At 66.5% G+C, this 26,230-nt stretch carries 18 protein-coding genes and 1 tRNA gene; 6 read left to right on the top strand and 13 right to left on the bottom strand.

Annotated features, from left to right (window positions below; translation table 11 throughout):
- Positions 1–10: 10 nt before the first annotated feature.
- The 11 genes from VGD28_RS16105 to VGD28_RS16155 form a co-directional block, all read right to left on the bottom strand.
- Positions 11–2,932: a TonB-dependent receptor gene (locus VGD28_RS16105; protein WP_331029371.1), complete on the bottom strand. Its 2,922-nt coding sequence runs from the start codon at positions 2,930–2,932 to the stop codon at positions 11–13.
- A 61-nt stretch (positions 2,933–2,993) separates the two neighbouring features.
- Positions 2,994–4,085 carry a FecR family protein gene (locus tag VGD28_RS16110; protein ID WP_331029372.1) on the bottom strand — a complete coding sequence of 364 codons (1,092 nt, stop codon included), beginning with the start codon at positions 4,083–4,085 and terminating at the stop codon, positions 2,994–2,996.
- Positions 4,082–4,615: an RNA polymerase sigma factor gene (locus tag VGD28_RS16115; RefSeq protein ID WP_331029373.1), complete on the bottom strand. Its 534-nt coding sequence runs from the start codon at positions 4,613–4,615 to the stop codon at positions 4,082–4,084. The genes VGD28_RS16110 and VGD28_RS16115 overlap by 4 nt, the downstream gene beginning before the upstream one ends.
- Positions 4,616–4,713: 98 nt before the next feature.
- Positions 4,714–6,234 (bottom strand): amidase, encoded by a 1,521-nt coding sequence (locus VGD28_RS16120; RefSeq protein WP_331029374.1) that lies wholly within the window; start codon positions 6,232–6,234, stop codon positions 4,714–4,716.
- Complete coding sequence (locus VGD28_RS16125; protein WP_331029375.1) at positions 6,231–9,389, bottom strand: amidohydrolase family protein; 3,159 nt, start codon at positions 9,387–9,389, stop codon at positions 6,231–6,233. The genes VGD28_RS16120 and VGD28_RS16125 overlap by 4 nt, the downstream gene beginning before the upstream one ends.
- 81 nt (positions 9,390–9,470) lie before the next feature.
- A complete protein-coding gene (locus VGD28_RS16130) occupies positions 9,471–12,461 on the bottom strand; it encodes a TonB-dependent receptor domain-containing protein (RefSeq protein ID WP_331029376.1) in 2,991 nt (996 codons plus the stop codon).
- Between the two features lie 114 nt (positions 12,462–12,575).
- A complete protein-coding gene (locus VGD28_RS16135; RefSeq protein WP_331029377.1) occupies positions 12,576–13,598 on the bottom strand; it encodes a FecR family protein in 1,023 nt (340 codons plus the stop codon).
- The gene (locus tag VGD28_RS16140) at positions 13,595–14,044 is read right to left on the bottom strand and encodes an RNA polymerase sigma factor (protein ID WP_331029378.1); all 450 of its coding nucleotides are present in this window, start codon (positions 14,042–14,044) and stop codon (positions 13,595–13,597) included. The genes VGD28_RS16135 and VGD28_RS16140 overlap by 4 nt, the downstream gene beginning before the upstream one ends.
- Positions 14,044–14,376, bottom strand: coding sequence for a hypothetical protein (locus VGD28_RS16145; protein WP_331029379.1), 333 nt, complete (start codon positions 14,374–14,376; stop codon positions 14,044–14,046). Before VGD28_RS16145 ends, VGD28_RS16140 begins: the two co-directional genes overlap by 1 nt.
- Positions 14,337–14,732, bottom strand: coding sequence for a hypothetical protein (locus VGD28_RS16150; RefSeq protein ID WP_331029380.1), 396 nt, complete (start codon positions 14,730–14,732; stop codon positions 14,337–14,339). Before VGD28_RS16150 ends, VGD28_RS16145 begins: the two co-directional genes overlap by 40 nt.
- Before the next feature lie 136 nt (positions 14,733–14,868).
- Positions 14,869–14,944 (bottom strand) — tRNA-Thr (locus tag VGD28_RS16155).
- Positions 14,945–15,114: 170 nt separating this feature from the next.
- On the opposite strand from VGD28_RS16155, the gene VGD28_RS16160 reads away from it, so the two are divergent.
- The 6 genes from VGD28_RS16160 to VGD28_RS16185 all read left to right on the top strand — a co-directional run bounded on the left by VGD28_RS16160 (position 15,115) and on the right by VGD28_RS16185 (position 24,664).
- Positions 15,115–16,392 carry a hypothetical protein gene (locus tag VGD28_RS16160; RefSeq protein WP_331029381.1) on the top strand — a complete coding sequence of 426 codons (1,278 nt, stop codon included), beginning with the start codon at positions 15,115–15,117 and terminating at the stop codon, positions 16,390–16,392.
- A 167-nt stretch (positions 16,393–16,559) separates the two neighbouring features.
- Complete coding sequence (locus VGD28_RS16165; protein WP_331029382.1) at positions 16,560–21,176, top strand: NAD-glutamate dehydrogenase; 4,617 nt, start codon at positions 16,560–16,562, stop codon at positions 21,174–21,176.
- A 239-nt stretch (positions 21,177–21,415) separates the two neighbouring features.
- Positions 21,416–22,066, top strand: a complete 651-nt coding sequence (locus tag VGD28_RS16170; protein ID WP_331029383.1) for a PepSY-associated TM helix domain-containing protein — start codon at positions 21,416–21,418, stop codon at positions 22,064–22,066.
- Between the two features lie 12 nt (positions 22,067–22,078).
- Positions 22,079–22,582, top strand: coding sequence for a DUF2271 domain-containing protein (locus VGD28_RS16175; protein WP_331029384.1), 504 nt, complete (start codon positions 22,079–22,081; stop codon positions 22,580–22,582).
- Between the two features lie 122 nt (positions 22,583–22,704).
- Positions 22,705–23,541: a DUF4198 domain-containing protein gene (locus tag VGD28_RS16180; RefSeq protein ID WP_331029385.1), complete on the top strand. Its 837-nt coding sequence runs from the start codon at positions 22,705–22,707 to the stop codon at positions 23,539–23,541.
- A gap of 136 nt (positions 23,542–23,677) precedes the next feature.
- A complete protein-coding gene (locus VGD28_RS16185) occupies positions 23,678–24,664 on the top strand; it encodes an FAD:protein FMN transferase (RefSeq protein ID WP_331029386.1) in 987 nt (328 codons plus the stop codon).
- 233 nt (positions 24,665–24,897) lie between these two features.
- Here VGD28_RS16185 and VGD28_RS16190 read toward each other — a convergent pair whose 3' ends face one another.
- Both VGD28_RS16190 and VGD28_RS16195 read right to left on the bottom strand, forming a co-directional pair.
- Positions 24,898–25,353, bottom strand: a complete 456-nt coding sequence (locus VGD28_RS16190; RefSeq protein WP_331029387.1) for a hypothetical protein — start codon at positions 25,351–25,353, stop codon at positions 24,898–24,900.
- Positions 25,328–26,230: RHS repeat-associated core domain-containing protein (locus tag VGD28_RS16195; RefSeq protein ID WP_331029388.1), on the bottom strand; the 903-nt coding region annotated here is incomplete at its 5' end. The genes VGD28_RS16190 and VGD28_RS16195, both read right to left, overlap by 26 nt.

The following is a 26,230-nucleotide window of genomic DNA, read 5'->3' on the forward strand; positions in this document are numbered from 1 at the left end:
CGTCAGGTTCCTAGAATTTCGTCCGCACGCCGAACGAGACCAGCCGGCCCAGCGTGAAGCCGTTGGTGTAGCCGGTGGCGCTGTCGAGATAGGGAGGGTCCTGGTCGAACACATTGTCGACATTCACCGTCAGCATCGTGTTCTTGAGCAATCCGCCCAGATCATAGGCGAAGAACAGGTCGACCGTGTCGAACGCGCCCACCTCCGTCTGCGTCGTGCTGATGATCGGATAGCCGTCACGATGATTGAGCGACGCGCGTGCGGTGAAATCGCCGACCTTTGCGCCCAGCGTTGCGACGAAGCTCAACCGCCCGGTGCCGTTCTTCAGATTGTCGTCGAAGGCGCTGCCCGCGACCGCCTGGGTCTTGCGGCTAAGCGTGTAGGTGCCGGCGAAACTCGCATTGACCGATCCGAATCCCGTCTCGCGCAGATAGGCGAGGTTGAAGTCGATCCCGTCGACCTTGATCGCGCCGAGGTTGGTCCGCCGCGCGTCCATCAGCACATAGGGCGAGGTTCCGAGATACAGGCTCTCCAGGTTCGGCGCGCCGTTGAGCGGCGTGTTCCCGACCAGCGCCCGCACCTGCGCCAGCGTGGGGTTGATGGTATAGAAGCTGCGGAAGCCCGGATCGGTGAAGAAGATCGGGAGCAGCACGGGCGGGACCGAGATCGCATCGGTGAACTCTACATTGTAATAGGTCGCGCTGGCGACCAGCCCGGGAACCGCCTCGGGCGTCCAGTCGAAGCCAACCGACCAGGTCTTCGCCTCTTCCGGCTTGAGGGCCGGATTGCCGCCGGCGAGGACCAGCGTCGGCCGCAGGAAGTCGGTCGGAGGGCTGCCGGGCGCGCGAAGCGGGCTGACGAGCAGGATCTGCACGCGCGCATCGGCAAGGCTGGTGGTGTCGGCAAGGCTCGGCGCGTGGAAGGAGGTGCCGTAGTTGCCGCGGATCAGCAGATCGTCGAACGGCTTGTAGTTGAAGCCGATCTTGGGGTTGGTGGTACCGCCGACATCGTCATAGCTGTCGTGGCGGATCGATCCGGAGACCTGAAGCGCCCTGAGGCCCGGCATCCCGTTTCCCGCGCCGACCAGCGGAATCAGCGCCTCGGCGAATACCGACTTCACGTTGCGGCTCGTCACCGATCCGATCGCGCTGGTGAACACGTTGCGGCGATCGAGCGAGACGAGCGAGTCGAGCTTCTCGAAGAAATATTCGGCGCCGATCGCCAGCCGGATATCACCGCCCGCGATGGTGACGACGCGCCCGTCGAGGATTGCTCGTGTCTGGAACAAATCCTGCTTGGCGTGGCCGTAATTCTCGAAATCGCGGATCGCGGCGAGCACCGCGGGGTTGCTCGCGCCCGGATCATAAGGATTGAGCGCAGTCGCCAGGGTGGTGCCGCCTAGCGCGAGCGTCGCCGCGGTCGTGTTGATCGTCGGCTCGCGCACCTGCGAATAGCTGTGGCCGTAATTCGCCTCAGCCCGCAGCTCCCACCGGTCGCTCAGATCGACCGACAGGCTCGGCGACACACCCCAGCTGTCGAAGCGGGCACGGCTCTCCATGCTCTCGCCGAAAACGCCGGCAAAGGACATGGCGACCTGCTGCAAAGGCTGGAAACCGATCGGGCGGAAATAGGGGTTGGTGAAGAAGATCTGCCCGGTGAAGCCGGGCGTGGCGTTGAGCCGCGTCGTATCCCGCCGCGACCAATAGGCGGTCGCCTGGAAATCGATGCTGTCGCTCAACGCCTGGGTCAGCCCGGCGAAAACGGCATGGCGTTCCTCGCGCGGATATACATCGGCATAGTCGGTGGCGTCGCACCGGTTCTGGGTATTGGGCAGCAACGCGGGCGCGGCATGGCTCACACCATTGTTCAGCGTGATGAAGTTGCCCAGCGCACACGTGGTCGAACGCAGATCCTGCCCGCCAGCGTCGCGATGGTCCGCGCGCACATAGTCCCGATCGATCCCCAGGATGTTGTCGTGCCAGGCATAGGCATAGGAGGCGAAGAGCGAGCCCGTTCCCCAATCTTTACCGATCGTCAGATTGCCTTCGGCGGTCTCATAGTCGTCGGCGAAGCCGTAGCGCAGATTGGCACCGATTCCGTCGAAGCGCTTGCGCGTGATGAAGTTGATCACGCCGCCGATCGCGTCCGAGCCATAGATTGCGGAGCCGCCGTCGGGCACCACCTCCACGCGCTCGATCAACTCGGGCGGGATGATCGACGGATCGACCGAAGTCTGGAGCACGCCCGCGCCGACGATGCGCCTGCCATTCATCAGCACCAGCGTAGTGGTGCCGCCCGAGGCGCCGAGGTTGCGGATGTTGGGCCGCACGATCGGGATCGAGATGTCCCCGCTGCCGCTCGGCACATAGTTGAAATTGCCTACCTGCGGGATCGACGCGAGCAGGTCATTCGCCGAGGTGGCGCCGGTTGCGACGATGTCCTCGCGCTTGACGCTCACCACATTGGTGCCGGTCGGCGCGACGCCGCGCAGCAAGGTGCCGGTGACGATGACCTCACCCTCTCCAGCTGGATCGGCTGGAAGCTCATCGGCGGCCGCCGGTGCAACCTCCGAAGTCTGCAGCGGCCGCGCGGGGGGCGCCGCCTGGGCCTCTATCACGATGGCGCCGCCGGCGGCCGGCCGTGCACGCAGGCCGTGACCGGCGATCAGGCGGTCGATCGCGTCGGACACCGAGTAGTTGCCGGTGAGCGCGACGGCACGCTTGCCGCGTACCAGCGCCGGATTGAAGATGATCTCGGTGCGGGTCTGACGGCCGAGCTGGGTCAGCGCGGACGACAGGCTCTGCGCCTCCAGCCGAATCGGCGCGCGCGCTGCCGCCTGCGCGACAGCCGGGACCGCGGACAGAGCGAGCGGCGTGATGGTGACCAGCGCCAGCAGGCGAAATGCGGATATATGGCGGCGATTGCTACGCATGGTTCCCCTCCCTTGCAAAGCTGGCTTCAGCCAGTCTTCAAAAGGTCAGGACGTGTGCGGATCAGTTTTCCACACCGGCCTGCGAAGTTTTTTTCGTAGAGGCATGCGCGATCACCAGACTTCCGTCCGCTTGTCGATCGATCCGCACCGGGAGCAGTTCGCGCACCAGCCCCGCGAACCGGTCGGCGTCTCCGGTGCGGAACACGCCGCTGATCCGCATCCGCCCGGTCTCGTCATCCAGCACCCGGATCGGGGCGGCGGTGTAGCGACTCATCTCCGCGACGGCGCTGGCCAGCGGCGCATCTTCGAGCGACACGTACCCATCGCGCCACAGCAGCTCGTCACCGACGTCCACCGGCGCCACGCGCTGCGGAACGCCAAGCTCGGCCACCAGCGCCTGGCCGGGCTTGAGCAGCGTAGGGGCGGGCGCAGCGGTTTCAGCCGCTGCGGAAGCATGGTCGACGACCACCCGCCCCTCGACCAGCACGACCTTCATCCGGCCAGGATCGAGGCGCACTTCGAAAACGGTGCCAAGCGCGGTCACGCGGCGGCCCGCGGCCTCGACCGTGAAGGGTCGCGACGCATCCTTCGCCACTTCGAACAGCGCTTGCCCGCGCATCAGCCGCACCAAGCGGCCGTGCGGCGTAAAGGCTAGCGCGACGGCGGTATCGGTGTTGAGCGTCACCCGCGTGCCGTCGGGCAAGCGGACGATGCGGCGCTCGCCCTTCGCAGTCGCGAAACGCATCGCGGCGGGCTGCGCGCCCGTCGAAGAGGCGATCTCGCTCACCGGCGCGCGCGCCGGGCCACCGCTCAGCCCGAGCTGCCCCGGAAGCAGCAGGGCTGCGGCGGTAAGGCTGGCCGCCAGGCCCACGCCAACCGCCGGGATCCAGCGCCGCGATGCCGGCTTGGCAGCGAGCGCGGCCTGACGGAGCGCGGTCAGATGCGGATCGGCATCGGCCTGATCGAACACGTCCCACACGCCATTGGCCTTGTGGAAGGCGCGGGCATGCGCCTCGCTCGCTTCGACCCAGGCCTCGAAGGACGCACGATCGGCAGCGGTCAGGTCATCGCGATCATGCCGCAGCACCCAATAGACCGCCGCCTCGTCCGGGGTCATGCCCAGCGTGGGGTTGGTGCGGGCCAGCGAGATCATTGGTCGCCCATCCGCTGGACCAGGTGAGCCATGGCCCGCGTCATATGCTTCTCGACCGCGCTGACGGAGATGCCCAGACGCGCGGCGATATCCAGATACCGCATGCCCTCAAGGCGTCGCATCACGAAGACCATTCGCGTCCGTTCCGGCAGTTCGAGGAGCACGGCGGTGGCACGCACCAGCGCCTCCTTGCCCAATAGGACGCGCTCGGGCGAAAAATCCACATCGCCATGCTGCTGGCCGTCGAACGCCTCGTGATCCGCCTCGAACCGGCTGCGCTTGCGGCGCAGCCGGTCGTTGAGCACGCTGCTCGCGGTTTCGAAGACATAGCCGCCGACCTTGTCGACATCGTCGAGGCTGCCGCGCTTCGCCAGCCGGAGGAATACTTCCTGAATCAGATCCTCGATCTCGCCACGGTCGCGGATCCGGCGCGAGAAATACCGGTCGAGCGACGCGCGGAAGCGCGTGTCGAGGGCTGCGAGCGAAGCATCGCTTTGGCCGTTGCAGGATCGTCTGGTGCTGTGGGTCATCGGTCTCGTCTCGCGCGCGAGGCTGCTGCAGTTCGCAGGGCTTGGCAATGCGCGACGATTCCGGTGCCTGGATTCGTTGCGTCGTTCCTGAAGCGCCCCTAGCCTGCAGGGGCAGTTCGCCCGATCCAGGGCGAGGCCTGCTCATAGGCGTGGCCAAGCTGCAGCACGGCGAGGTCGGCATGCGCCGGGCCGATGATCTGGATGCCCATCGGCAGCTTGTTCGGACCGCCGAATCCCGCGGGCACCGACAATGCCGGAAGGCCCGCCATCGTCACCGGCAAGGTCACCTCCATCCAGCGATGGTAACTGTCCATCTTCCGCCCCGCGATCTCCGTCGGCCAGCGCAGCTCGACATCGAACGGAAACACCTGCGCGGTCGGGAGAATGAGAAAATCGAAGGTGGCGAACGCCTTGCGGAATGCCTCGAAGATGCGCGTCCGGCCCATCTGCGCCTGGGTGATCTGGATCGCGCTGAGCTTGCGATAGCCTTCGACCTCCCACAGCGCCTCGGGCTTCATCTGCACGCGCTTTGCGGGATCGTCCGCAAAGCCGATCAGATCGGCGCCGACCGACCAGTGCCGCAGCGTCACCGCAGTGTGCCACATCGCCTCGGCCGGCTCGTCGATCGCCGCCGCGTCCACGCGCATCCCGATCGCGCGGAACGCCATCAGCGCCTTCTCGCACGTCTCGAGAACACCGGATTCCATCGGCAGCGCACCGCCGAGATCGCCGAGCCAACCGATCCGCCCGCCCTTCCATTCACGGTCGAGCGGCCTGGCGAACGCCGCGGGATCGTCCTTGAGCGAGAAGGGTGCCCGCGGATCCGATCCCGCCTGAACCGATAGCAGGAGCGCCGTGTCGCGCACCGTGCGCGCCATCGGGCCGGAGGTCGCGAAGGTCTGGCCGAACACGTCGCTCGACGGCGCCGAGGGCACGCGCCCGAACGAGGGGCGGAAGCCGAACACGTTGTTCCACGCCGCGGGGTTGCGCAGCGATCCGCCGAAGTCGCTGCCGTCGGCCAGCGGCATCATGCGCAGCGCCAACGCAACCGCAGCCCCGCCCGAGCTGCCGCCGGCCGACTTGCGCGGATCATAGGCGTTGCGCGTTACGCCGAAGACCGGGTTGAAGCTGTGCGATCCCAGCGCGAACTCCGGCACATTGGTCTTGCCGGTGAAGATCGCCCCCGCTGCGCGCATCCGCCCCACCACCAGCGAGTCCGCCGCTGCGATATTGTCGCGCAGCAGCGGCGATCCCTGGGTATGCGCAATGCCCTTTGCGGGAGCTGTGTCCTTCACCGCATGGGGGAAACCGTGCAACGCGCCGCGGAAGCGGCCCTTCACCGCGTCCTCATCCTGCGCTGCCGCCTCGTGCAGCAACTGGTCGCCGTCGACACGCGAGACAATGGCGTTGAACTTCGGGTTGAGCGCATCGACCCGCGCCAGATGCGCCGCCATCACCTCGCGGCTCGACACGTCACGCCGGCGGATCGCCGCCGCCAGATCGACCGCGGTCATCGCGAGGATGTCGCTCCCCGCCGTTGCACGCGCAGGACTCGCCATAGTCTGAGCGGCGATCGCTGCGGGAGCGGCCGCCAGCAGCTCGCGCCGCGTCATCTTCATTTCGTCGATCCTCCGGTATCGGCGCGCGCCTTCGCAAACCAGCGGTCCGGCAGCGCCTGCTTGCGCGGCCATTCCTCGCTCAGCGTCGCCGTGTCATAGATACGCCCGTTCTTCATTACCTTGTCGATCGCCGCGGCATTCTCGATCCGGTCGAGCGGATTGGCGCTCATGATCAGGATATCGGCATATTTGCCGGGCTCGAGGCTGCCGATCTGGCCCTTGCGGCCGATCACCTCGGCGCTGTCGAGCGTCGCGGCGCGCAGCACCTCGTGCGGGGTCGCGCCGCCTTCGGCATATGCGCGCATCTCGTAGTGATAGCCCAGGCCCTGGATCACCGCATGGCTGCCGATGCCGACCAACCCGCCGGTCTTGCGGATGCGCAGCGCATCGGCGGCGAAGGAGGCTGAGCTGCGGTCCATCGGCGGCACCCAGACGCGGTTGCGCATCTTGGTCTCGATGATCCCCCAGGGGACGAAGCGCGCGAGCTTGGCGTCCTTGTCGATCTCGCCTGCGATCACCTGATTGTCGTAGGGCGCAAACCCGCCATAGAGCACCCCGAAGGTCGGCGTGTAGCCGATCCGCGACGATGCGTAGAGCTTGACCACATCCTCGCGCAGCGGGGTGATCGGCAGATTGTGCTCGTTGCCCGCCATGCCGTCGATCGCGTGAGTGAGATTGAGGTTGAAGTCGCTGGCGCCCTCGGTCGTCGCCATCATCCCCATCTTGCCCGACGCCTCGACCACCAGCTTGCGCTGGGTGCGGTTGCCGACGAGATAGGCCTTCAAATTGCTGGTGCGGTAATAATCGCGATAGCGCGTGAGGACCGCCTCGGCCTCCGCGGCCGAGTTGATCTCGCTGTTCACGAAGATGCCCGGCCCGGTCGAGAAGGCGCGCGGGCCGATCATGATCCCGGCGTCGATCATGTCCTGATAGCCGAACACGTCGATCGTGAAGGGCTGTACGTCGAGTCCGCTGGTCACGCCATAGGCAAGGTTGGCGAGCAGGCTCCAATGGTTCGCCTCCAGCACCTGACGGGGCAGCTCGAACCAGTGAGCGTGCGTATCGACAAAACCCGGCGTCAGATATTTGCCGGTGACGTCGATGACGGTCGCGCCCGGCGGCACGCTGACCTCGCCCGTCTTGCCGACCGCGACGATGCGGTTGTTGGACACGACCACATCCGAGCCCGCGATCGTCTCCTCACCGCGCATCGTGATCGCGGTGCCGCCGCGCAGCACCACACTGCCCTGCGGAACGTCTCGCGGAAGGGCGACCACCGCCTCGACCTTTGCCGCCTGCTTCTCGGCCATGCCTTTGGCGAGGCTCGCAGCCTGCCCGGCATCGATCGTCCGCACGGTCGCGCCGAGCGACCACATCACGGTCTTCCCGTCGCGTGACCAGTCGACATAGTCCGCTCCGATATCGGTCAGCCGCACGCCGAACACCACCGGCTTGGTCAGCTCGAGTGCCTGCGGATCGGCTGAGAAGGAGGGCGGCACGTCGAGCAGCCAGGCCTGCGACGCCGCCTTGACCAGCATCCGCGTCCCGTCCGGGCTCAGGCGGATGTCCTCAGGCGGTGTCTGGATGTTGTTGAAATAGCGGTTGGAGTTGGGAACGCGCAGGTCGAACACCCGGCGCAGCATGCCGCCTTGCACCGCCACGGCCTCGACCGACGGACCGCTCATGTAGCGAAGCCATTCGCCCTTCGCATCGAACGACAACGACTTGATCCCTGACTTGCTGGCGATCACCCGGCCCTCGCCGCCGGTCAGCGGCAGCAGCACGATGTCGGTCGGCCGGCTCGCCTGGAGGTCGGACGCCGACTGCAACCGCTCGATGCTGGTGGCGCGCAGCACCGCCACCGAGCGCCCGTCCGGCGACACGGTCGGCTCGCTGTAATAGGCCGAAGCCTGTAACAGCCGCCGCGGCTTGCCGCCCGCAGCCGGGATCGCCCACAGCGCGCCACCACCTTCGCCCTCGCCGCTCCACGTCACATAGACGAGCGTGCGGCCGTCCGGCGACCACGCGGGCTGGAACGCCATGCCTTCGACGCCCGCCACCACGCGCGGGGTGCCGCCCGCGCGATCCTGCACATAAAGCTTGCCGAGCGCGGCGAAGGCGATGCGCGATCCGTCAGGCGACAGGCGCGGCGCCTGGATCACCCGCACGCGCACCGGGCCGGTCTCGTCGGGCACCTCGACACGCGTGTTCGCGCGCACCGCAAGATCGACCGGCGCGGTGAACGGCACCGGTGACCGCACACCATCCGCCACGCGGATGCGCGTCAACTTGCCGCCGATCGCGGTCAGCACCTCCTGGTCGCCGGGCAGGAACGCCACACGCGGCACCAGATCGTTGTAATATCCGCCCATCTGGCTGTCGGGATCGACGGGGAAGCTCAGCCAGCGGTCCGCGCCGGTCTCGAGGTCGCGGATGCGCAGACCGGTCTGCGCGCCCGAGCGGCTGGCATAGACGATCCGCGTGCCGTCATGCGACAGCGCCGGCCGCATCGCGGCGCCGGGCGAGGTGATGATGCGATCCTCTGCGCCAGTCGCCAGCGTGCGCCGTACGATCTCCCAATGCGGCAGCACCTTGTCCGACCACAGCCCGCCGGTCTTGCGGGCATAATAGAGGTACTTGCCGTCGGGCGATGCCGTCGCACCCATGGCATTGATGCGATCGGCATTGCCCTCGTTGCCGGTGGGCCGTGCCTGCGTGACCTTGATCCCCGATCCGCCGCGCGGGTCATAGGCGTAAAGCTCGAACGCCAGGATGTTGTGGATCGTGCGCGAGACATAGACGAAGCGTCCGTCCGGCGACCAGGCGGGCGAGGTGTAGATCGCCGGATCGGTATCGCTCGACAGCTTGCGCGCGTTGCTGCCGTCGGCGTTGGCTACCCACAGGTTCGCCGCTCCCGACTTGTCGGAGATATAGGCGATCTGCCCGCCGTCGGGCGAGAAGACCGGCTGGGTCTCGAACGCATCGCCGGCCAGAAGCGGGCGCGCCGTCCCGCCCGCGGCGTCGAGCGCGTAGATGTCACCGAGCAGGTCGAACAGGATCGTCCGTCCGTCCGGTGATACGTCGGGCGCCATCCAGGTGCCCTCGCGTGCCTCGAACTGGAGCCGTCCGGCCTGCTCCGGGCCGGTTTGCGCCATGGCGGGGATGGCAGCGCAAACCGCCGTCCCCAAAATGGCCGCGCGGAAGAGCGAACGGCGCCCCTGCATTCCTTGCCCCCCTTACAGACGAATACGCGCACCGACGGTCACGAACCGCCCGACGGTATCGTAGAAGGGCGAGAACAGCGAGGCGATCGGCGGATCCTTGTCGAACAGGTTCGAGACGTTGGCATAGACATCGATTTCCCGATCGCCCGCCTTGATCGTCTTGCTGAGCTGCAGGTCGACATAGGTGTAGGCCGGCACCCGGTTGTTGGTGATGTTCTGGTTCCGGTTGTAATAGCCCGGCGCGATGTAGCGTGCGCGTACCAGTGCATTGAAGCCGTTGTCGGCATAGCCGATGCTGCCGTTGACGCGCCAGTCGGGCATGCCGGTCACGAAGGCGTAGCTTGTATTCTTGATATATTCGATTTTGGCGAGACCGTCGTCGATGCTCAGGCTGTTCACCCATGTGCCAACCACACGAAAGTTGAGCCGGCGGCCGGGATCACCATTCAGCGAGGTGGTGTAGGCGATCTCACCATCGACACCATTGGTGTGGTAGCGTTGCAGGTTGACCGAGTTGGACTGGACGCGCAGCAGGTTGCCGCCAGCGTCGCGGAACACGCGCGCGCACAACTCCTGATTGCCGCCGCGGCAGCGATTGACCAGATCCTGCGCGCCGACCGACGCGATCACGCCGTTGATGGTGATGTCGAAATAGTCGAGCGAGGCGGTCAGCCCGCGCAGCGGTGAAGTGGTAACGCCCGCGGTCCAGGTGTCCGCCTCCTCGGGCAGCAGGTCCGGGTTGCCGCCGCCGTTGATCAGCACGTTGACCGTCTGGCTCACATTGGTGACCGGGTTGACGTCGATGATGTTGACGTAGCTGATCGTCTGGGTGCTGTAGAGCTCGCTCAGGGATGGCGCGCGGATATCGCGGGATCGGGTCACGCGGCCGATCACGCCGGGAACGAACTCGTTCGTCGCGCCGAGCTTCCATGACCAGATGCCGCCGCTGTTGCGATAGTCGGAATAGCGCGCCGCGCCGTTGAACTCGAGCTTGTGGAAGAACGGCACGTCCTTGAGCAGCGGGATCACCACTTCGCCGAACGCTTCCTTGACCGAATCCTTGCCCGCGAGCTCACCGAACTGGAAGGTGGTGAAGGCGCGCGCCCGGTCGAGCGCGCCGGACACCGATTCGACCGATTCCCAACGCCCCTCGAGGCCCATCGCGATCGAGACGGGGCCTGCCCACAGCTCGAACGGCTCGCCGCGCAGGCTGATGCCGAAGGTATCGAGCTTGGTGGTCGCGCGCGACGACGGCGTGCCGGTGACATAGTCGATCGCCGCCGCCGAGGGCGCGCCATAGCCGAACAGATTGAGCGGCACGCAATTGGTCGAGGGATCGGTCAGCGCGATGCGGCAGACCGGCGTTCCGCCCGGGCCGATCACCGAATCCACCGCGTTGGCGAACTCGTTCGTCAGGCGGAAGCCAGGCGTGTCGATGTTGTTCTGATACTCGCCGTGACTATAGTAGAGGCCGTAGCGCCACTTGCCGCCGCCGAAGCTGCCGTCGAGCGCGATCGTTCCCTGATAGGCTTCGCGCTCCAGATCGATCGTGGTGTAGGAGAGATCGGAGTTGAAGCGGCCCATGGTGAAGCTGGTCTGGCCAGCCAGCAGCATCTGCTGGCGGATTTCGGGGCGCAGGAAGGCATTGTCGCGCTGGATCGTGACGCCGCCGCGATTGTGGTCGCCGAACCAGGTGTAGTTGCCCCAATAGCGCGAATAGCGGCCTTCGACCGTCAGCTTGGCATTGTCGAACACCTCGTACGACAGGTTGATCAGGCCCGCGACGCGCTTCTGCGGCGTCGCCAGCGGGCTGTATTCGTCGTCCGACGGTGCCTCGCCGCCGATCATGTTCGCGCCGACGGTGGTGCCGAGCGACGGAGTGCGCAGCGTACCGTCGGGGTTGAACCCCTTGCCGGCGTTGACGCCGCTCAGGATGAGTCCGCCGATCAGCGCGTTGGCGTAGCCGACATTGGGCGTCAGCGTAGAGACGCCGTTCTGCGTTATCAGCACCCAGCGCCCGGTATTCTCGCGTGCGGTCTTGGTCATCAGGCCGTCATTCTCGAGATACTCGCCGCCGATCATGAAATGGCCGCGGCCGCCTGCGAAATCGGTGCCGAACGCCGCCTCCAGCCTGCGCTGCCCCGCATCACCATATTCGGTCGAGATGCCGGCTTCGGCGCCCAGCCGAAAGCCGTTCAGATCATGATCAAGCAGGATGTTGACCACGCCCGCGACCGCGCCCGAACCCCAGGCCGCCGACGCGCCACCGGTGACGATATCGACATTCTTGACCAGCACCGAGGGGATCGTGCTCAAATCGTTGTCGCTGGCGAAGCGGCGGCCGTCGAGCAGCACCAGCGTACGTGCCGCGCCGAGACCGCGCAGATCGACCGGCATCCGGCCCGCCTGCGCGTTGGTGCCCGAGGTCTGCGGCGACTGCCCCGCCTTGAACTGCGGCAAATCGGCGAGCGCCGCACCGACATTGGCGCGGCTCCCGACGCCAAGTTCCTCGGCACTGACGCGGGTCAAAGGCGTCGGGGATTCAAAACCCGGCCGGTCGATGCGCGATCCGGAAATGACGATCTCGGGCTCACGCGCCTCGGCGTCTGCCGGCGACGCCTGCGGCGCGGTTGCGACTTCCTGGCTGCGCACGGGCGACGGCTGTATCGACACCGCCGACAAAGCCGGCTCACTCTTGCCGATCACCAGTACGCGGCCGGCGCGGCGCACGCTGAGGCCGGTGCCGCGCAGCAGGATCGCGAGCCCGCCATCGACGCTGTGCGCACCCTGCAGCGGCACGCTGCGCATTCCGCGCAACAGCTCGCCGCTGAACGAGAGCTGCTGGCGCGATGTCTGCGCGAATTGCCGCAGCGCGGACGCCAGATCCTGCGCCGGGATGTTGAAGCTGTAGATTTGCGCCTGCGCCGCGGCCGCTACCGGCATCGCCAGCGCAATCGCCGCCGTCGAATATGCAAGGGCCTGGATGCTTCGCGTCATGGTCATCTTCATTCCCCCTGAACCGGCGTCTCGATGCGCCTGGGGGGATAAGACGCGCCATGTCCGAAATCCCGCCCGGGCCAACTCGAAGAAAATGACCGGACCAGCAGAAAGGTAATTTTATTGCGGCGCGATCGTGATGACGTCGCCCTCACGGATCACGCGCACCGGCAGGGTCTGCTCCACGCCGGTGGCAAAGGCCTCGACGTCGCCGGTGTTGAACACCCCGTTCACGCGCATCCGCCCCGCCACGCCCCTGAGCTCGATGCGCCGCGCCGAATAGCGATTGATCCTGCCCACGGCGAGACTGAGCGGCTCGTCCTCAAACACCAGCTGTCCGTTTTCCCAAGCCAGCGAACGCACCGGATCAGCCTCGGTCAGTTGCGCCGGCGACTGGACGGACATGCCGACGACCAGCTCACGGCCGGGCAGCAGCGCGGCGTCTTCGCCGGCGATCTTCGCCGGCAGTATCTCCGCGCCGCGCTTCGCGCCGGCCGGCAGGTCGAGCACCACGACGCGGCCCTCATAGAGGATCACGCGCAGCTTGCCGTTGACCATCTCCATGCTGAACGAGGTGCCCGTCGCCACGACCAGCTTGTCGCCCGCGCGCACGCTGAACGGCTTCAGCGGATCCTTGGCGACGTCGAATTTTGCCCTGCCGGATATCAGCTGCAATTCTCGCCGGTCGCCGTGCAGGCGAACATCCACCTCGGTCGCGGCGTCCAATGATGCGCGCGATCCGTCGTCGAGCATCACGACACGCCGTTCCCCGAGGCCGGTCCGATAGACGTCCGGTGCAGCCTGCCACCACCAGGCCGCTCCCCCGATGGCGAGGACCGTTGCGGCCGCCGCGGTCATCGCGCGGCTGGTCACCGCCCGCCGCGCCCAACGCCACTGGTTTCGCCGCCGGAACGTCGCTAGCGCCCGCTGCCGCACAGCGACCAGTTCGGGCGAAGCCGCCCCTTCCCCCACCTGTCGCCATAGATTGCTCGACCGTTCAAACGCCGCGAGATTTTCAGGGCTTTCCGCCAGCCAGGCGTCGAGCGCGCGCTGCCGTACCCCCGGCAACGGCCCGTCCGCCAGCTCAAGGCACCACGCAGCGGCGGCTTCGAGCCGTTCGGCCGAAAGCGCGCGCGGGCTCAAATCGCATCTCCCAGCCGCGCCGTGAGCTGCGCCATGGCCCGGGTCAGGTGCTTCTCCACCGTGCGCACGGTAATGCCAAAGCTCTCCGCGATCACATCCTTGCTCATATATTCAAGGCGATACAGTACGAAGATCGCCGAGGTGGTAGGGTCGAGCTCGTCCAGCGCCGCGCGCAACGCGGCGATCGAGCTATGCCCAGCGGTCACGCGAAACGGATCGATCAGCTCGACCGCCTCGCTGTCGATCTGCCCAAGCGTCTCGCGATAATTGCGCCGCACCTGCCGGCGCCGGGCCCGGTCGCGCAGCAGGTTCGCGGCAATCTGGAACAGATAGGCGCTGCCCGAGCGCAACGCCGTGTCGGGCTGCGCTGCAATGCGCGAGAAAACTTCCTGAGTCAGGTCTTCGGCTTCGGCGTGATCGTGTACGCGACGGAGAAAGAACGCCATCAGGGCCGGGCGGAACTCCCGCCCCAGCTCGACCACATCCTTTCCATATGCAGCGCCCATACGCCCTCGCATCGCCAGCTTGGGGATATTAGACGCGCGGCGGCCATTTCTCCGCCCGCTTTTTTCGCCAGGCCGGCGCCGTCCGCGTAGATCATGCGTCCGCCGGTGGCCGCGGCAAGCGCGAGATGCCCCTCGCGCCAACGCCTTGGCCCCTGCTCGCCCGCCGGCAAATCGGCCGCGCCCTGCGTGATGACGGTCACCGGGATGCCGGACGGCGGAGGAATGCGGCCCGTCACCTCGGTCGCGGCGACATAGCCATGCGCGAGCCGCATGTCGTTGAACTCGCCCTTGCCGGCACGATCGGCCGCGATGACCGGATGCGGAGCAGGTCATCGGCGCGAGCCACGCCGCCCCGCCGAAACGCCGGCAACGTTGCGCAATGCGCCGTCCAGCAGGTTGACGCCTGATCCTCGAGCAGGGCGGTGGACAGGACCTGGATGTTCTGCGGCGTCTCGAGCAGCGGCACCGCCGTCTTCCCCGCCCGCTGGGACTGCACGCCCGTGATGATGATATCATCGGAGCGGCTGTCCTCCGCAGTCGTGAATTCCTTGCCCGAAATGCGGAACGGCGACCGCATCGGCCAGCTTTCCACGCGCACGTTCAGTTCCAAAGCCAGCTCCCGCTCCATTCCGATCGGGATAGTCTAGCGGCGGTCGCAGCTACGACTTCACCTGTCCGGTTCGGCGATTAGCCGCATTCCACGATCCGGAGACGGGTACAGTCCGCTTCGGCGAGGCTGCTCGATGCAGCAGGTATGGAAGGGATGGTGCCGCTTACAGGACTCGAACCTGTGACCCCCGCATTACGAATGCGATGCTCTACCAACTGAGCTAAAGCGGCCCGTCCGGCGTGAACCGCCGGAGAAGGTGGCGGCGCTTACCAGCCTCTTCGGCGGCTGACAAGCGTCGCAAATGCGCGTGAAAAGCCTGCCCGCATCTTTACGCAAGATTTACCATGGCATGCGCAGACTCGGCAGGTTCGAGGGCTTCGTCCCTCTGTGGAGCATGCGCATGGATACCCGCGGACTCGAAGACCGCCACCAAACCGGCCACGACGACAATGGCGTCGGCGATTCGGACGGCGGCCGGCACCAGCTCGAAATCGGCACCGACGAGCGCCGCATGCATGTGCGCGCATACAACCATTGGGTTTCGTTGCTGCGCGGGCGCGCCTATCCGTCGATCGAGGATCTCGATCCGGAGAGCATCGCCGACTTCGGCCCGCACAGCGTGCTGCTCGACTTCAGCGGCGGGGTCGAGAATCCGGCGATCCGCTATCTCGGCGCATCGCTGCGCGAGGAATGCGGCGTCACCAGCCTGATCACCCATGTCGCCGAGGTACCGAGCCGGTCGCTGCTCTCGCGCCTGACCGATCATTATCTGCAGATCATCGCCAATCGCGCGCCGATCGGCTTCGAGGCCGAGTTCGTCGGCCAGCGCGGGCACAACACCCTCTATCGCGGCATCCTGATGCCCTATTCCTCGGACGAGGACACGATCGACTTCATCTATGGCGTGATCAACTGGAAGGAGATGGTCGACGCCGAGACGCAGGCACGGCTCGAGCGCGAGGTCGAGGAAGCGCGCCGCGCGGCGCCGCCGCCCGCGGCCGCAGCACCGGTCTGGGCGGACGGCCCCAGCGCGCCGATTGCCGAAGAGCATCCCGAACCCGCAGTGCCGCACGACGACGTCGCGGAAGTTCCCGATACGCTTGCCGGCCGGCTGATGCTCGCCCGCGAAAGCGCCGCGATGGCCCGTGCCGCCGATGTCCGCAGCCACGCCTCGCTCTATCGCGCCCTGTCGCGCGCCTATGATTTCACGCGTGCCGCCGAATCGGACGAGGCCGGCTATGCCGAGCTCCTCACCGAGGCTTCGATCACGGTCCAGGCGCGCGCGCCGATGACCGCGGCGGTCAAGCTCGTCTTCGGCCCCGATTACGACAAGACACGCCTCACCGAATTCGCCGCGGTCCTGAACAACGCCCGCCGCAACGACGTGGCCGAGGGCGGGCTCGACGCCTTCCTCACCGCCGAGCCGGGCGGCATCAAGGCGATCGTCAAGGCCGAGCGCGCGTTGCGCAAACCCGCATCCAAGCCCGATATCTATGCGCGCGCTGCCGAAGAGCTGCGCAGCCGCCCGCCCCTCGCCCATGTCGAGATCGAGGCGGGCGACTCCGAGTTCGTGGTGCTGCTGGCGCGCGCCGGCAGCGACGGGATGCTCGACGTCGTTGCCAAGGTCGACGGCGATGCCGCCTTCGCCGAACGCGCGGTGCGCAAGGCTGCGGCCTGATCCGTACCCGATTCTCGTGACGCCACCGACACGGACTTAGCGCGTCCGCAGCTGCCGCGCAGTTTTGTGTCGATTACTACCGGTAGCATCGCAACTTCGTCTCAATTGTGACGTTGCAGTGCAGCAAGCCTTGAGCCGCGCCGCGTCCCGGCGCATAGCCCGCGGGCATGAGCAAGCCGATCAAGACGCTCGCCGATGCGCTGCAAGCGCGTCTTACCGATGGAGCCCTGCCGGGAGAGCTTGAGGGGTTCGGCGATGCCGAGCGCGCCGCTGCCGCCCGGTTCGTCGCGGAGGCCGCCGCGACCCGTCCGCCGGGCGTGCCGGGCATCGCGCTCGAGACCGGCCTGGGCGAGGACAGCCGCACGATGCGCCTCGCCGTCGTCAACGACGACATGCCCTTCCTCGTCGATTCGATCTCCGCCACCATCGCCGCCCACGACATCGCCATCCGCCGCGTGATCCACCCCGTCGTCGCCGTCGAGCGCGCGGGCGACGGCGCGCTGACCGGCATCGGCGCCGGCGGCGCCCGCGAATCGATGGTCTATATGGAGCTGGAGCGCGCCGACGCGCGCGACCGCACCGGGCTTGTTCGCGATCTCGAGCGCAACCTCGGCCATGTCCGCGCTGCGGTGACCGACTGGCCCGAGCTGCGCCGCGCGATGAGCGACGACGCCAACCGCGTCGGCGACCCCGAGGGCTCGTCGCTGCTGCGCTGGTTCCAGGGCGGCAGCATGACGCTGGTCGGGCATGAGACCTGGCATGTCGACGGCCAAATCACCGACGCATCAGGCATCTGCCGCATGAAGCTCGACACGCCCTTGCTCGCCGACGCCTCGCGCGCGCTGGCGGTCGAATGGTTCGAGAAGGGCGGGCAGCCGCCTTTGCTGCTCAAGTCCAACCTCATCTCCACCGTCCACCGCCGCGCGCCGCTCGATCTGGTGCTGGTGCCGGTGCGCGACGGGGCCAAGGTCACCGGCCTGTCGATCCACGCCGGTCTCTGGACCAGCGCCGCGCTCCATTCGACGCCCGACGAGGTGCCGGTGCTGCGCGCGCGCCTCTCGGCGCTCGAGACCAAGTTCGGCTTCGACCCGCGCGGGCATACCGGCAAGGCGCTGGCGCATGCGCTGACCGGCCTGCCGCACGACCTGACCATCGCCTTCCCGCAGGAAGCGCTGGAGCAGATCGCGCTCACCGCCATGTCGGTGACCGATCGGCCGCGCTCGAAGCTGGTGCTGATCCGCAGCGCGCTCGGCCGCCATCTCTTCGCCTTTGTCTGGCTGCCCCGCGACGACGTCTCGACCGGCCGCCGCGTCGCGATCGGCGAGATGCTGGAGCGCGCCGCCAGCGCGACCCAGATCAGCTGGTCGATCGCGCTCGAGGACGGGCCGGTCGCGCTGCTGCGCTATACGCTCGACCTGCGCGGCGACGGCCGCATGCCCGATGCTGCCGCCCTCGATGCCGAGCTCGAGCGCATGGTCCGCGGCTGGCTCCCCGCGGTCGAAGGCGCGCTCGCCGAGGATGGCCTTGCCGCCACCCGCGCCGCACGCCTGGCGCTGCGTTACGCCCCCGCCTTCCCGCTCGGCTACCGCAACAACAACGCGCCCGAAGAAGCCGCGCGCGACATCGTCCGCATCGCCGGCCTCGCCGATGCCGGTGCGCGCTCGGTCCGCTTCTTCGAGCAGGCGGGCAAGCTGCGCATCAAGCTCTATCGCCTCGGCGGCCCGCTGCCGCTGTCGGACGCGGTGCCGGTGTTCGAGAATTTCGGCTTCCGCGTGATCGAGGAGGTGCCGACCGCGCTCCCCGGTGACGCCGGTGCCTATATCCATGACTTCGAGGTCGAGCTCACCGGAGAAGCGAGGCTCAAGGGGGATATCCCGACCGTCGAGGATGCGATCGCCGCCGTGCTCGAAGGCCGCGCCGAGAACGACGCCTTCAACCGCCTGATCGTGGAAGCGGGCATCGCGCCTGCATCGGTCGTGCTGCTGCGCGCATGGTTCCGCTATCTGCGCCAGACCGGCCTCGCCTATGGCCTGGTGACCGTGGTCGAGGCATTGCGCCGCGCGCCTGCGGTCGCGACCGCGCTTGTCGAGCGCTTTGCCGCCGCGCACGATCCGGCCCGCACCAAGGGTAGCGCCGAGGCGATCAAGGCGGCCGACGCGGCCATCGCCGCGGGCCTCGACGCGGTCAGCGCGATCGACGACGACCGCATCCTGCGCGCCATCGCGGGCGTGATCCGCGCCACGCTGCGCACCAACGCATTCGCTCCCGCGGCAGCGGAGGCGCTCGCCTTCAAGCTCGACAGCGCGAAGGTGCCGGGTCTTCCCGCCCCGCTCCCCTGGCGCGAGATCTGGGTCTATTCGCCGCGGGTCGAGGGCATCCATCTGCGCGCCGGCCCGGTCGCGCGCGGCGGCCTGCGCTGGTCCGACCGGCGCGACGATTTCCGCACCGAGATCCTCGGGCTGATGAAGGCGCAGCGCGTCAAGAACGCCGTGATCGTGCCGACCGGCGCGAAGGGCGGCTTCTATCCCAAACAGCTCCCCTCGCCCGCGATCGACCGCGACGCGTGGTTCGAGGAGGGCAAGGAAAGCTACCGCATCTTCATCCGCTCGCTGCTGTCGATCACTGACAACATCGTCAGCGGCAAGGTCGTCCATCCCGACAGCGTCGTGATCCATGACGGCGAGGACCCCTATTTCGTCGTCGCCGCGGACAAGGGCACGGCGACCTTCTCCGATGTCGCCAATGCGATCGCGATCGAGCGCAGCTTCTGGCTCGGCGACGCCTTCGCCTCGGGCGGCTCGGTCGGCTACGATCACAAGGCGATGGGCATCACCGCCAAGGGCGCGTGGGTCAGCGTCCAGCGCCACTTCCTGGAAATGGGCACCGACGTCCAGACGCAGAGCATCCGCGTCGCCGGCTGCGGTGACATGTCGGGCGACGTGTTCGGCAACGGCATGCTGCTGTCCAAGGCGATCAAACTGGTCGCGGCTTTCGACCATCGCCATATCTTCCTCGACCCCGACCCCGCCGACCCCGCGGCAAGCTGGGACGAGCGTTCGCGCATGTTCGCGCTGCCGCGGTCGAGCTGGGCCGATTACGACCCCGCCCTGATCTCCAAGGGCGGAGGCGTGTTCGCGCGCACCGAGAAGGTGATCAGGCTCAGCCCGCAGGTCCGCGAAGTGCTCGGCATCGACGCCGAGGAGATGGAGCCCAACGCGCTCATCTCCGCGATCCTCAAGGCGCCGGTGGACCTCATCTGGTTCGGCGGCATCGGCACCTATGTGAAGGCCGCGTCCGAAGCGCATGTCGAGGTCGGCGATCCCGCCAACGACCGCCTGCGCGTCAATGCCGAGGAATTGCGCGCTCGCGCCATCGGCGAGGGCGCGAACCTCGGCGTCACCCAGGCGGCGCGCATCGCCTTCTCGCTGCGCGGCGGGCGCATCAATACCGACTTCATCGACAACTCCGCGGGCGTCGACTGCTCGGACAATGAGGTGAACATCAAGATCGCCCTCAATCGCGAGGTGATCGAGGGCCGCCTGAAGATCGACGACCGCAACACGCTGCTCGCCAGCATGACCGACGATGTCGCGCATCTCGTGCTGGAGGACAATCGCCTCCAGACGCTCGCGCTCTCTTTCCTCGAGAATGACGGTGCGGTCGCGGTGCCGAGCTTCGTGCGCGTGATCGAGATCCTCGAGGCTGCCGGCCGGCTCGACCGCGCGGTCGAGGGCCTCGGCTCGAACGAGGACTATCTGCGCCGCGCGCAGGAAGGCCGCGGCCTCACCCGGCCCGAGCTCGCGGTGCTGCTCGCCACCTCCAAGCTCGCGCTGCAGGACGCGATCGAGGATGGCGGCCTGGGCCTCGATCCCGAGCTGGAGCCCGACCTTCTCGCCGCCTTCCCGCCGGCGATGCAGAAGAAGTTCAGGAAGCCGATCGAGGAGCACCGCCTGCGCGGCGAGATCGTCGCGACCAAGCTCGCCAACCGCATCGTCAACCGGCTCGGCGTGCTCCACCCGTTCGAGCTGGCCGAGGAGGAAGGCGCGTCGCTGCGCGACATCGCCGCGATGTTCGTGGTGGCCGAGCGGCTGTTCGGCCTGCCCGCGATCTGGGAAGCGATCGAGACCGCGGCGATCAGCGAGCAAGCGCGTCTCGCGCTGCTCGACGAGGTCGCCGTCGCGACTCGCGCGCAGATCGCCGACCTGCTGCGGGTCGATCGACCGGATGAAGGCCCGGGCGAACTGATCGCGCGGTTGAAGCCCGGCATCGCAGGCCTCGACCGCCAGACCAAGAAGCTGCTCAAGGAGGAAGCGCGCGCGCAGTCGGGCCGCATCGCGGCCAAGCTGGAGGAAGCCGGCGCTCCGAATGATCTGGTCACGAAGATCGTCCGCATCTTCGAGCTGGACGGCGCGGTCGGCCTCGCCGATCTCGGCCAGCGCCGCGGCATCGACGAGACCGAGCTGACCCATGCCTTCACCCATCTCGGCCAGGAGCTTGGGCTCGACTGGGCGCAGGCGGTGGCGGCACGCATCGTCGCGGGCGATCCGTGGGAGCGGTTGCTGATCGCAGGCCTCGCCCGCGATTTCCAGCAGCTTCGCCTCGAGTTCCTCGCCCGTGCCGAGGGCAAGGATCCGCGCGCCGCGGTCGATGTGTGGCTCGCCGATCACGCCCCCCGCGTCGCCCAGTTCGCCGCGCTGGTGAACCGCGCGCGCAAGGCTCCGGCGGCGAACGCGGCAATGCTCGCTCAGATCGCCGGCCAGGCACGCGTGCTGCTGGGACGGTAGCCTCCCAGTTCCTCCCCCGGAGGGGAGGGGGACCATGCGAAGCATGGTGAAGGGTAGCTCACCACCAGCCGCATCGCTTGTGGAGAAGCCCCTCCGTCACCGCTTCGCGGCGTCACCTCCCCCTCCGGGGGAGGAATGGCAATGAGCAGCGGGCGAATTCGATCGCCCCCACACGTTGCAATTGCGAATCGTTCTCGCTAATCCCGCGAACGACTCGCAACTGGAAACCTCCATCCGCAATGCACGGCACCGCCGCCGCCAAGCCAGCTCCTCGCAAGAAAAGCCGGAAAGCCTTCTGGCTGAAGCAGCTTCATACCTGGCATTGGGTCAGCTCGGCGATCAGCCTGATCGGCCTGCTGCTGTTCGCGATCACCGGCTTCACGCTCAATCATGCCGCCGAGATCGAGGGATCCCCGGTCACGGTCGAGAAGAAGGTGCAGCTTCCGGCGCCGCTGCTCGCGTCGATCGGACCCGATGACTTGCCGGATACGAAGAAGCCGCTGCCCGGACCCGTCGCCGATTGGGTGCAAGCAAACCTGCCCGTCACCCGCGCCACTGGCGAAGCCGAATGGTCCTCGGACGAAATCTACCTTGCCCTCCCCCGCCCCGGGGGCGACGGCTGGGTCGCGATCGACCGCGAGACCGGCGAGGTGACCAATGAAACCACCAGCCGCGGCTGGATCGCCTGGTTCAACGATCTCCACAAGGGTCGCAATGCCGGCATCGTGTGGAAATGGTTCATCGACATCTTCGTCGTCGCCTGCTTGATCTTCTCGCTCACGGGCCTCGTCCTGCTTCAGCTCCACGCGCGCCACCGGCCGAGCACCTGGCCGCTGGTCGCCGCGGGCCTGATCATTCCCGCCATCCTGGCCGTCTATTTCATCCACTAGGGGAACGCCGCCATGCAGCTTCGCATCACCGGATTGACCGCCACCGCGATTGGCGCGGGCCTGTTCGCGCCCAGCATGGCCGCGGCGCAGACGCTCGACGTCAGCGTCACCATCCCGCGGCTCAGCGTCGCCGAATATCACCGGCCATATGTGGCGATCTGGATCGAGAAGGAAGGCGCACCCGCCAGGACGCTCGCCGTCTTCTACGACGACGACATGAAGGCGAACGAGGGCACGAAGTGGCTGCGCGACATCCGCCAGTGGTGGCGCGCCTCGGGCCGTTCGATGAAGTTCCCGGCGGCGGGCGTCACCGGCGCGACCAAGGCCCCCGGCACGCACAAATTGAGCTTCAAGCCGCAGCTCGCTCCCGGCAACTACACGCTGGTGGTCGAGGCCGCGCGCGAAGTCGGCGGCCGCGAGCTGCTCCGCCTGCCCTTCTCGCTGCCCAAGGGCGGCACCGCCCGCGCCGCCGGCGCGTCCGAGCTCGGCGCCGTCACCCTCACCGTCAAGCGCTGATTCGACCCACACTTTCCGTTCGGGCTGAGCTTGTCGAAGCCCTGTTCTTCTTCGGAAGTAGGGCAGCCCTTCGACAGGCTCAGGGCGAACGGCGATGAAACTCTAACAGGGGTTCCAAACCAATGATCAAGTTCCGCGCCATCCTGATCGCCGCCGCCGGCATCGCGATCGCCCTTCCCGCCGCCGTCCAGGCGCACCGCCAGTGGATGCTCCCGTCGATGACCGTCGTCTCGGGCGAGGGCGACGACGTCTGGGTCACGGTCGACGCCGCCGTCTCCAACGACCTCTTCTATTTCGAGCACCAGCCGATGCGCGCGGAGATCAGCGTGCTGCTCCCCGACGGCGCCCCCGGCGAGGTCAAGAACCGCGCCCAGGGCCGCTACCGCACCACCTTCGACGTGCAGATCGGCAAGCGCGGCACCTACAAGATCTTCTACGCCAATGACGGCGTGATGGGCAGCTACAAGCTCAATGGCGAGGAAAAGCGGATCCCGCGCGGCACCACCACCGCCACCCTCGCCGCGGTCATCCCCGCGGGCGCGACCGACGTGAGGACGACCGAGACCAGCAACCGCAACGAGATCTTCGTCACCGCGGGCGAGCCGACCGCGACCGTGTTCAAGCCCACTGGCAAAGGCATCGAGCTGGTCCCGGTCACCCACCCCAACGACCTCGTCGCCGGCGAACCCGCGACCTTCCAGTTCCTGCTCGACGGCAAGCCAGCTTCGGGCCTGCCCGTCACCGTCATCCCCGGCGGCATCCGCTATCGCGACCAGCTCCACCAGCAGGACCTCAAGACCGGCGCCGATGGCAAGGTCACGGTGAAATGGGGCGATCCCGGCATGTACTGGCTCAACGTCACCACCCCGCGTCCCGCCGGTGCCGAGGAAGGCGCGCCACCCGCACCTGGCGGCCGCCGCGCCAGCTATGTGACAACGCTCGAGGTGATGGCGCCCTGAACGAGAAGGGGCATGTGCTATCTTTCATCCCGTCATCCCCGCGAAGGCGGGGATCCATTCCGGCTGAGCTGGAAGAAGCAACGCGCCGCCAGTCCCAATGGCTTACCGCCTTCGCGGGAATGACGACGGGTTGAGCATGATCGAACCCCGCGTCATCATCCCCAACGCGATCTCGCCCGCCGCCTTCCACAGGCGGCGGGCGAACGCGCCCGTGGTGCATCTCGGCGGCGAGACGATGGGCACCACCTGGTCGGCCAGGATCGTCGCCCCGCCCGCGAACGTGCAGGCGGAGATCGAGGCGGTGCTCGCCACCATCATCGCCCAGATGAGCCATTGGGAGCCGACTTCCCAGCTCAGCCGCATCAACAACGCACCCCCCGGCACCTGGCACCGCATCGGCCCCGAATTCGCGCAGGTGATGGGAATCGCGCTCGACATCGCCAGGCGCTCGAACGGCGCGTTCGATCCGGCGATGGGCGTCGCCGTCGACCTGTGGGGCTTCGGCCCGCCCGGACCTCGAAATGCTTGGGGCGCGGCCCTGCCGACCGAAGCCGAGATCGAAGCCGCCCGCGCCCTGTGCGGCTATGATGCGATCGACTTCGATCCCCTGCTCCTGCGCCTCCGCCTCACCCGCCCCGTCCGGCTCGATCTCTCCGGCATTGCCAAGGGCTATGCGGTCGACGCCGTCGCCGCCCGGCTGCGCGCGCTGGGCTGTCTCGACTTCCTCGTCGAGATCGGCGGCGAGCTGGTCGGCGAAGGCATCCAGCCCGATGGCCAGCCCTGGTGGGTCGATGTCGAGGTGCCGCCTGGGGTAGAGGCAGTGCCGCTACGCATTGCACTGCATGGGATGGCGGTTGCTACGTCGGGGGATTATCGGCGGAGCTTCGTGGTGGAGGGCACGATCTACGCCCACACGCTCGATCCCCGCACCGGTCGTCCGGTGACCAATGGGATTGCCAGCGTCACCGTCCTCCATCGAGCCTGCGCCCAAGCCGACGCTTGGGCGAGCGCGCTAACCATGGCTGAGCCGGTAGAGAGCAGGAGATTTGCCGAGCGTGAGAAACTGACCATGAATATGATGCTACGGGCTGCATCATCTTCCTCAACGAAGAACACCGGCTGATAGCGATTCTCGCGCTGTGCACATGATGCGGAACACCGGGAATGACGATGCGAGCAAGACGGGCTGTGTCGGCAAGGCTACACCGACATGGCCCGAACGCAATCGCCTATCATGTCCCCGGAACGGGTGGTGTCCCCCGAACCCCGGAACGTAAGTGTTACGCCCCCCGGGGACGTGACGCGAAAAAGTAAGGTTAAGGCAGAAACGCATCCATGCCTTGTAGACCAGAAATATCAACGAGTTATTATCTTTCTGTCCGTGAATATCTCTATCAGACCCGCATGAGTAGTTATAATACAGTAGTTATTTTTATCATTAATTCTGGACGAGTCATGCATTAGATCGCTATACGCAAGGAGCCCTGAAAAATCCACATGGGTTTTTTCTACAGAAATTTCAATATTTTCCCATAATTCTTCATCTAAATTTCCTATATTATTAACATTCATCCCCATTTCTATTGATATTTGTTTAATATCTACACTCGAAGATCGATATATTACCACGTCAGGATCTACCGATTTTTCAATATCACCCTCGATAGGAATTGCACATAAAGAGCCTCTATCATGAATTACGGCGCACGCTATTGCTCTATAGCACGGCTGAGCAAATGCTTTAGCCGGATGTGCGTCGTACAGAGATATTTTCCTTATAATCATTTTAAAATCCCGGATTAACAGGTCCATTGTAATGGACGACCTCACCAAAGTACGATACCATTCCCGGAGCAACAATTGTACCTGCTGGGAAGGTAATGTGGTATCTACCGCCTGTTAAGCGCAGCGTAATACCGGTGGCAATATTCCTGACCATCCAACCTTTTCCTCCAGCAATGAGCGATTGACGCCAGCCTGCAGGAAGGGCTCGCAAGTCATTCTTTAGCTCAAGGGGCTGTGCCCCGTTTAAAACGGCAAGATAGTCGAGAGCCGCATAGGGATCACCGATCCCGTTGGTTGCAACACCCCACGTCTTATGGACTCCGGGCCTAGGATTGACACCAAAAAGGGGACCACGATCAATCCCACTTACCGTGATGGTGACTGACTGTGAATTCTCATCGTAAACGACTCCCTCCCCCGGGAGCACTAGCGAAAGCAAGGGCACGAATGATGAAGATGCTAATGGACGAGCGAGGGAACCTAATTCCTCGTTGCGCGCTCCTGTGATCGTAGCATCAGGTTCCTCCTGTAGCCCGAGCGGATCAATCTTGTTGACCGGATCCCCCGTCACATACCCATAGAGGTTCAACCCATCCCCGTACCCGATCGGATCGGTCTGCATGAACCGCCCGAGCGCCGGATTGTAGATGCGCGCCTTGTAGTGATACGCCCCCAACTCCGGCAGCCACAGCTGCCCGGTATAGCCGAACGTCCCGACATTGCCGCTCGCCGGCACGCCATATTCGTCATAGCTGTTGACCGTGATCAGCGCGCCCGTGCCGTCGCTCACCGCGACGATGCTCCCGCGCTCGTCGGCATGCAGCCAGCGCCGGCCGCTGGTGCCGCTGCCCTCGTACCACACCAGCGGCTCGTCCATGCCCGGGCCATGGACATAGCGCCGCAG

It is taken from the genome of Sphingomonas sp. (assembly GCF_036402235.1).
GTDB lineage: Bacteria > Pseudomonadota > Alphaproteobacteria > Sphingomonadales > Sphingomonadaceae > Sphingomonas.

Excerpts from the sequence above, each read along its gene's own strand:
- VGD28_RS16175 (WP_331029384.1), top strand. The coding sequence starts at position 22,079 with ATGCAGCTTCGCATCACCGGATTGACCGCCACCGCGATTGGCGCGGGC.
- VGD28_RS16140 (WP_331029378.1), bottom strand. The coding sequence starts at position 14,044 with ATGGCGTTCTTTCTCCGTCGCGTACACGATCACGCCGAAGCCGAAGAC.
- VGD28_RS16115 (WP_331029373.1), bottom strand. The coding sequence starts at position 4,615 with ATGACCCACAGCACCAGACGATCCTGCAACGGCCAAAGCGATGCTTCG.
- VGD28_RS16105 (WP_331029371.1), bottom strand. The coding sequence starts at position 2,932 with ATGCGTAGCAATCGCCGCCATATATCCGCATTTCGCCTGCTGGCGCTG.
- VGD28_RS16145 (WP_331029379.1), bottom strand. The coding sequence starts at position 14,376 with ATGCGGCTCGCGCATGGCTATGTCGCCGCGACCGAGGTGACGGGCCGC.
- VGD28_RS16190 (WP_331029387.1), bottom strand. The coding sequence starts at position 25,353 with ATGGACCTGTTAATCCGGGATTTTAAAATGATTATAAGGAAAATATCT.
- VGD28_RS16120 (WP_331029374.1), bottom strand. The coding sequence starts at position 6,234 with ATGAAGATGACGCGGCGCGAGCTGCTGGCGGCCGCTCCCGCAGCGATC.
- VGD28_RS16165 (WP_331029382.1), top strand. The coding sequence starts at position 16,560 with ATGAGCAAGCCGATCAAGACGCTCGCCGATGCGCTGCAAGCGCGTCTT.
- VGD28_RS16185 (WP_331029386.1), top strand. The coding sequence starts at position 23,678 with ATGATCGAACCCCGCGTCATCATCCCCAACGCGATCTCGCCCGCCGCC.
- VGD28_RS16130 (WP_331029376.1), bottom strand. The coding sequence starts at position 12,461 with ATGACCATGACGCGAAGCATCCAGGCCCTTGCATATTCGACGGCGGCG.
- VGD28_RS16125 (WP_331029375.1), bottom strand. The coding sequence starts at position 9,389 with ATGGCGCAAACCGGCCCGGAGCAGGCCGGACGGCTCCAGTTCGAGGCA.
- VGD28_RS16160 (WP_331029381.1), top strand. The coding sequence starts at position 15,115 with ATGGATACCCGCGGACTCGAAGACCGCCACCAAACCGGCCACGACGAC.
- VGD28_RS16180 (WP_331029385.1), top strand. The coding sequence starts at position 22,705 with ATGATCAAGTTCCGCGCCATCCTGATCGCCGCCGCCGGCATCGCGATC.
- VGD28_RS16110 (WP_331029372.1), bottom strand. The coding sequence starts at position 4,085 with ATGATCTCGCTGGCCCGCACCAACCCCACGCTGGGCATGACCCCGGAC.
- VGD28_RS16170 (WP_331029383.1), top strand. The coding sequence starts at position 21,416 with ATGCACGGCACCGCCGCCGCCAAGCCAGCTCCTCGCAAGAAAAGCCGG.
- VGD28_RS16150 (WP_331029380.1), bottom strand. The coding sequence starts at position 14,732 with ATGGAGCGGGAGCTGGCTTTGGAACTGAACGTGCGCGTGGAAAGCTGG.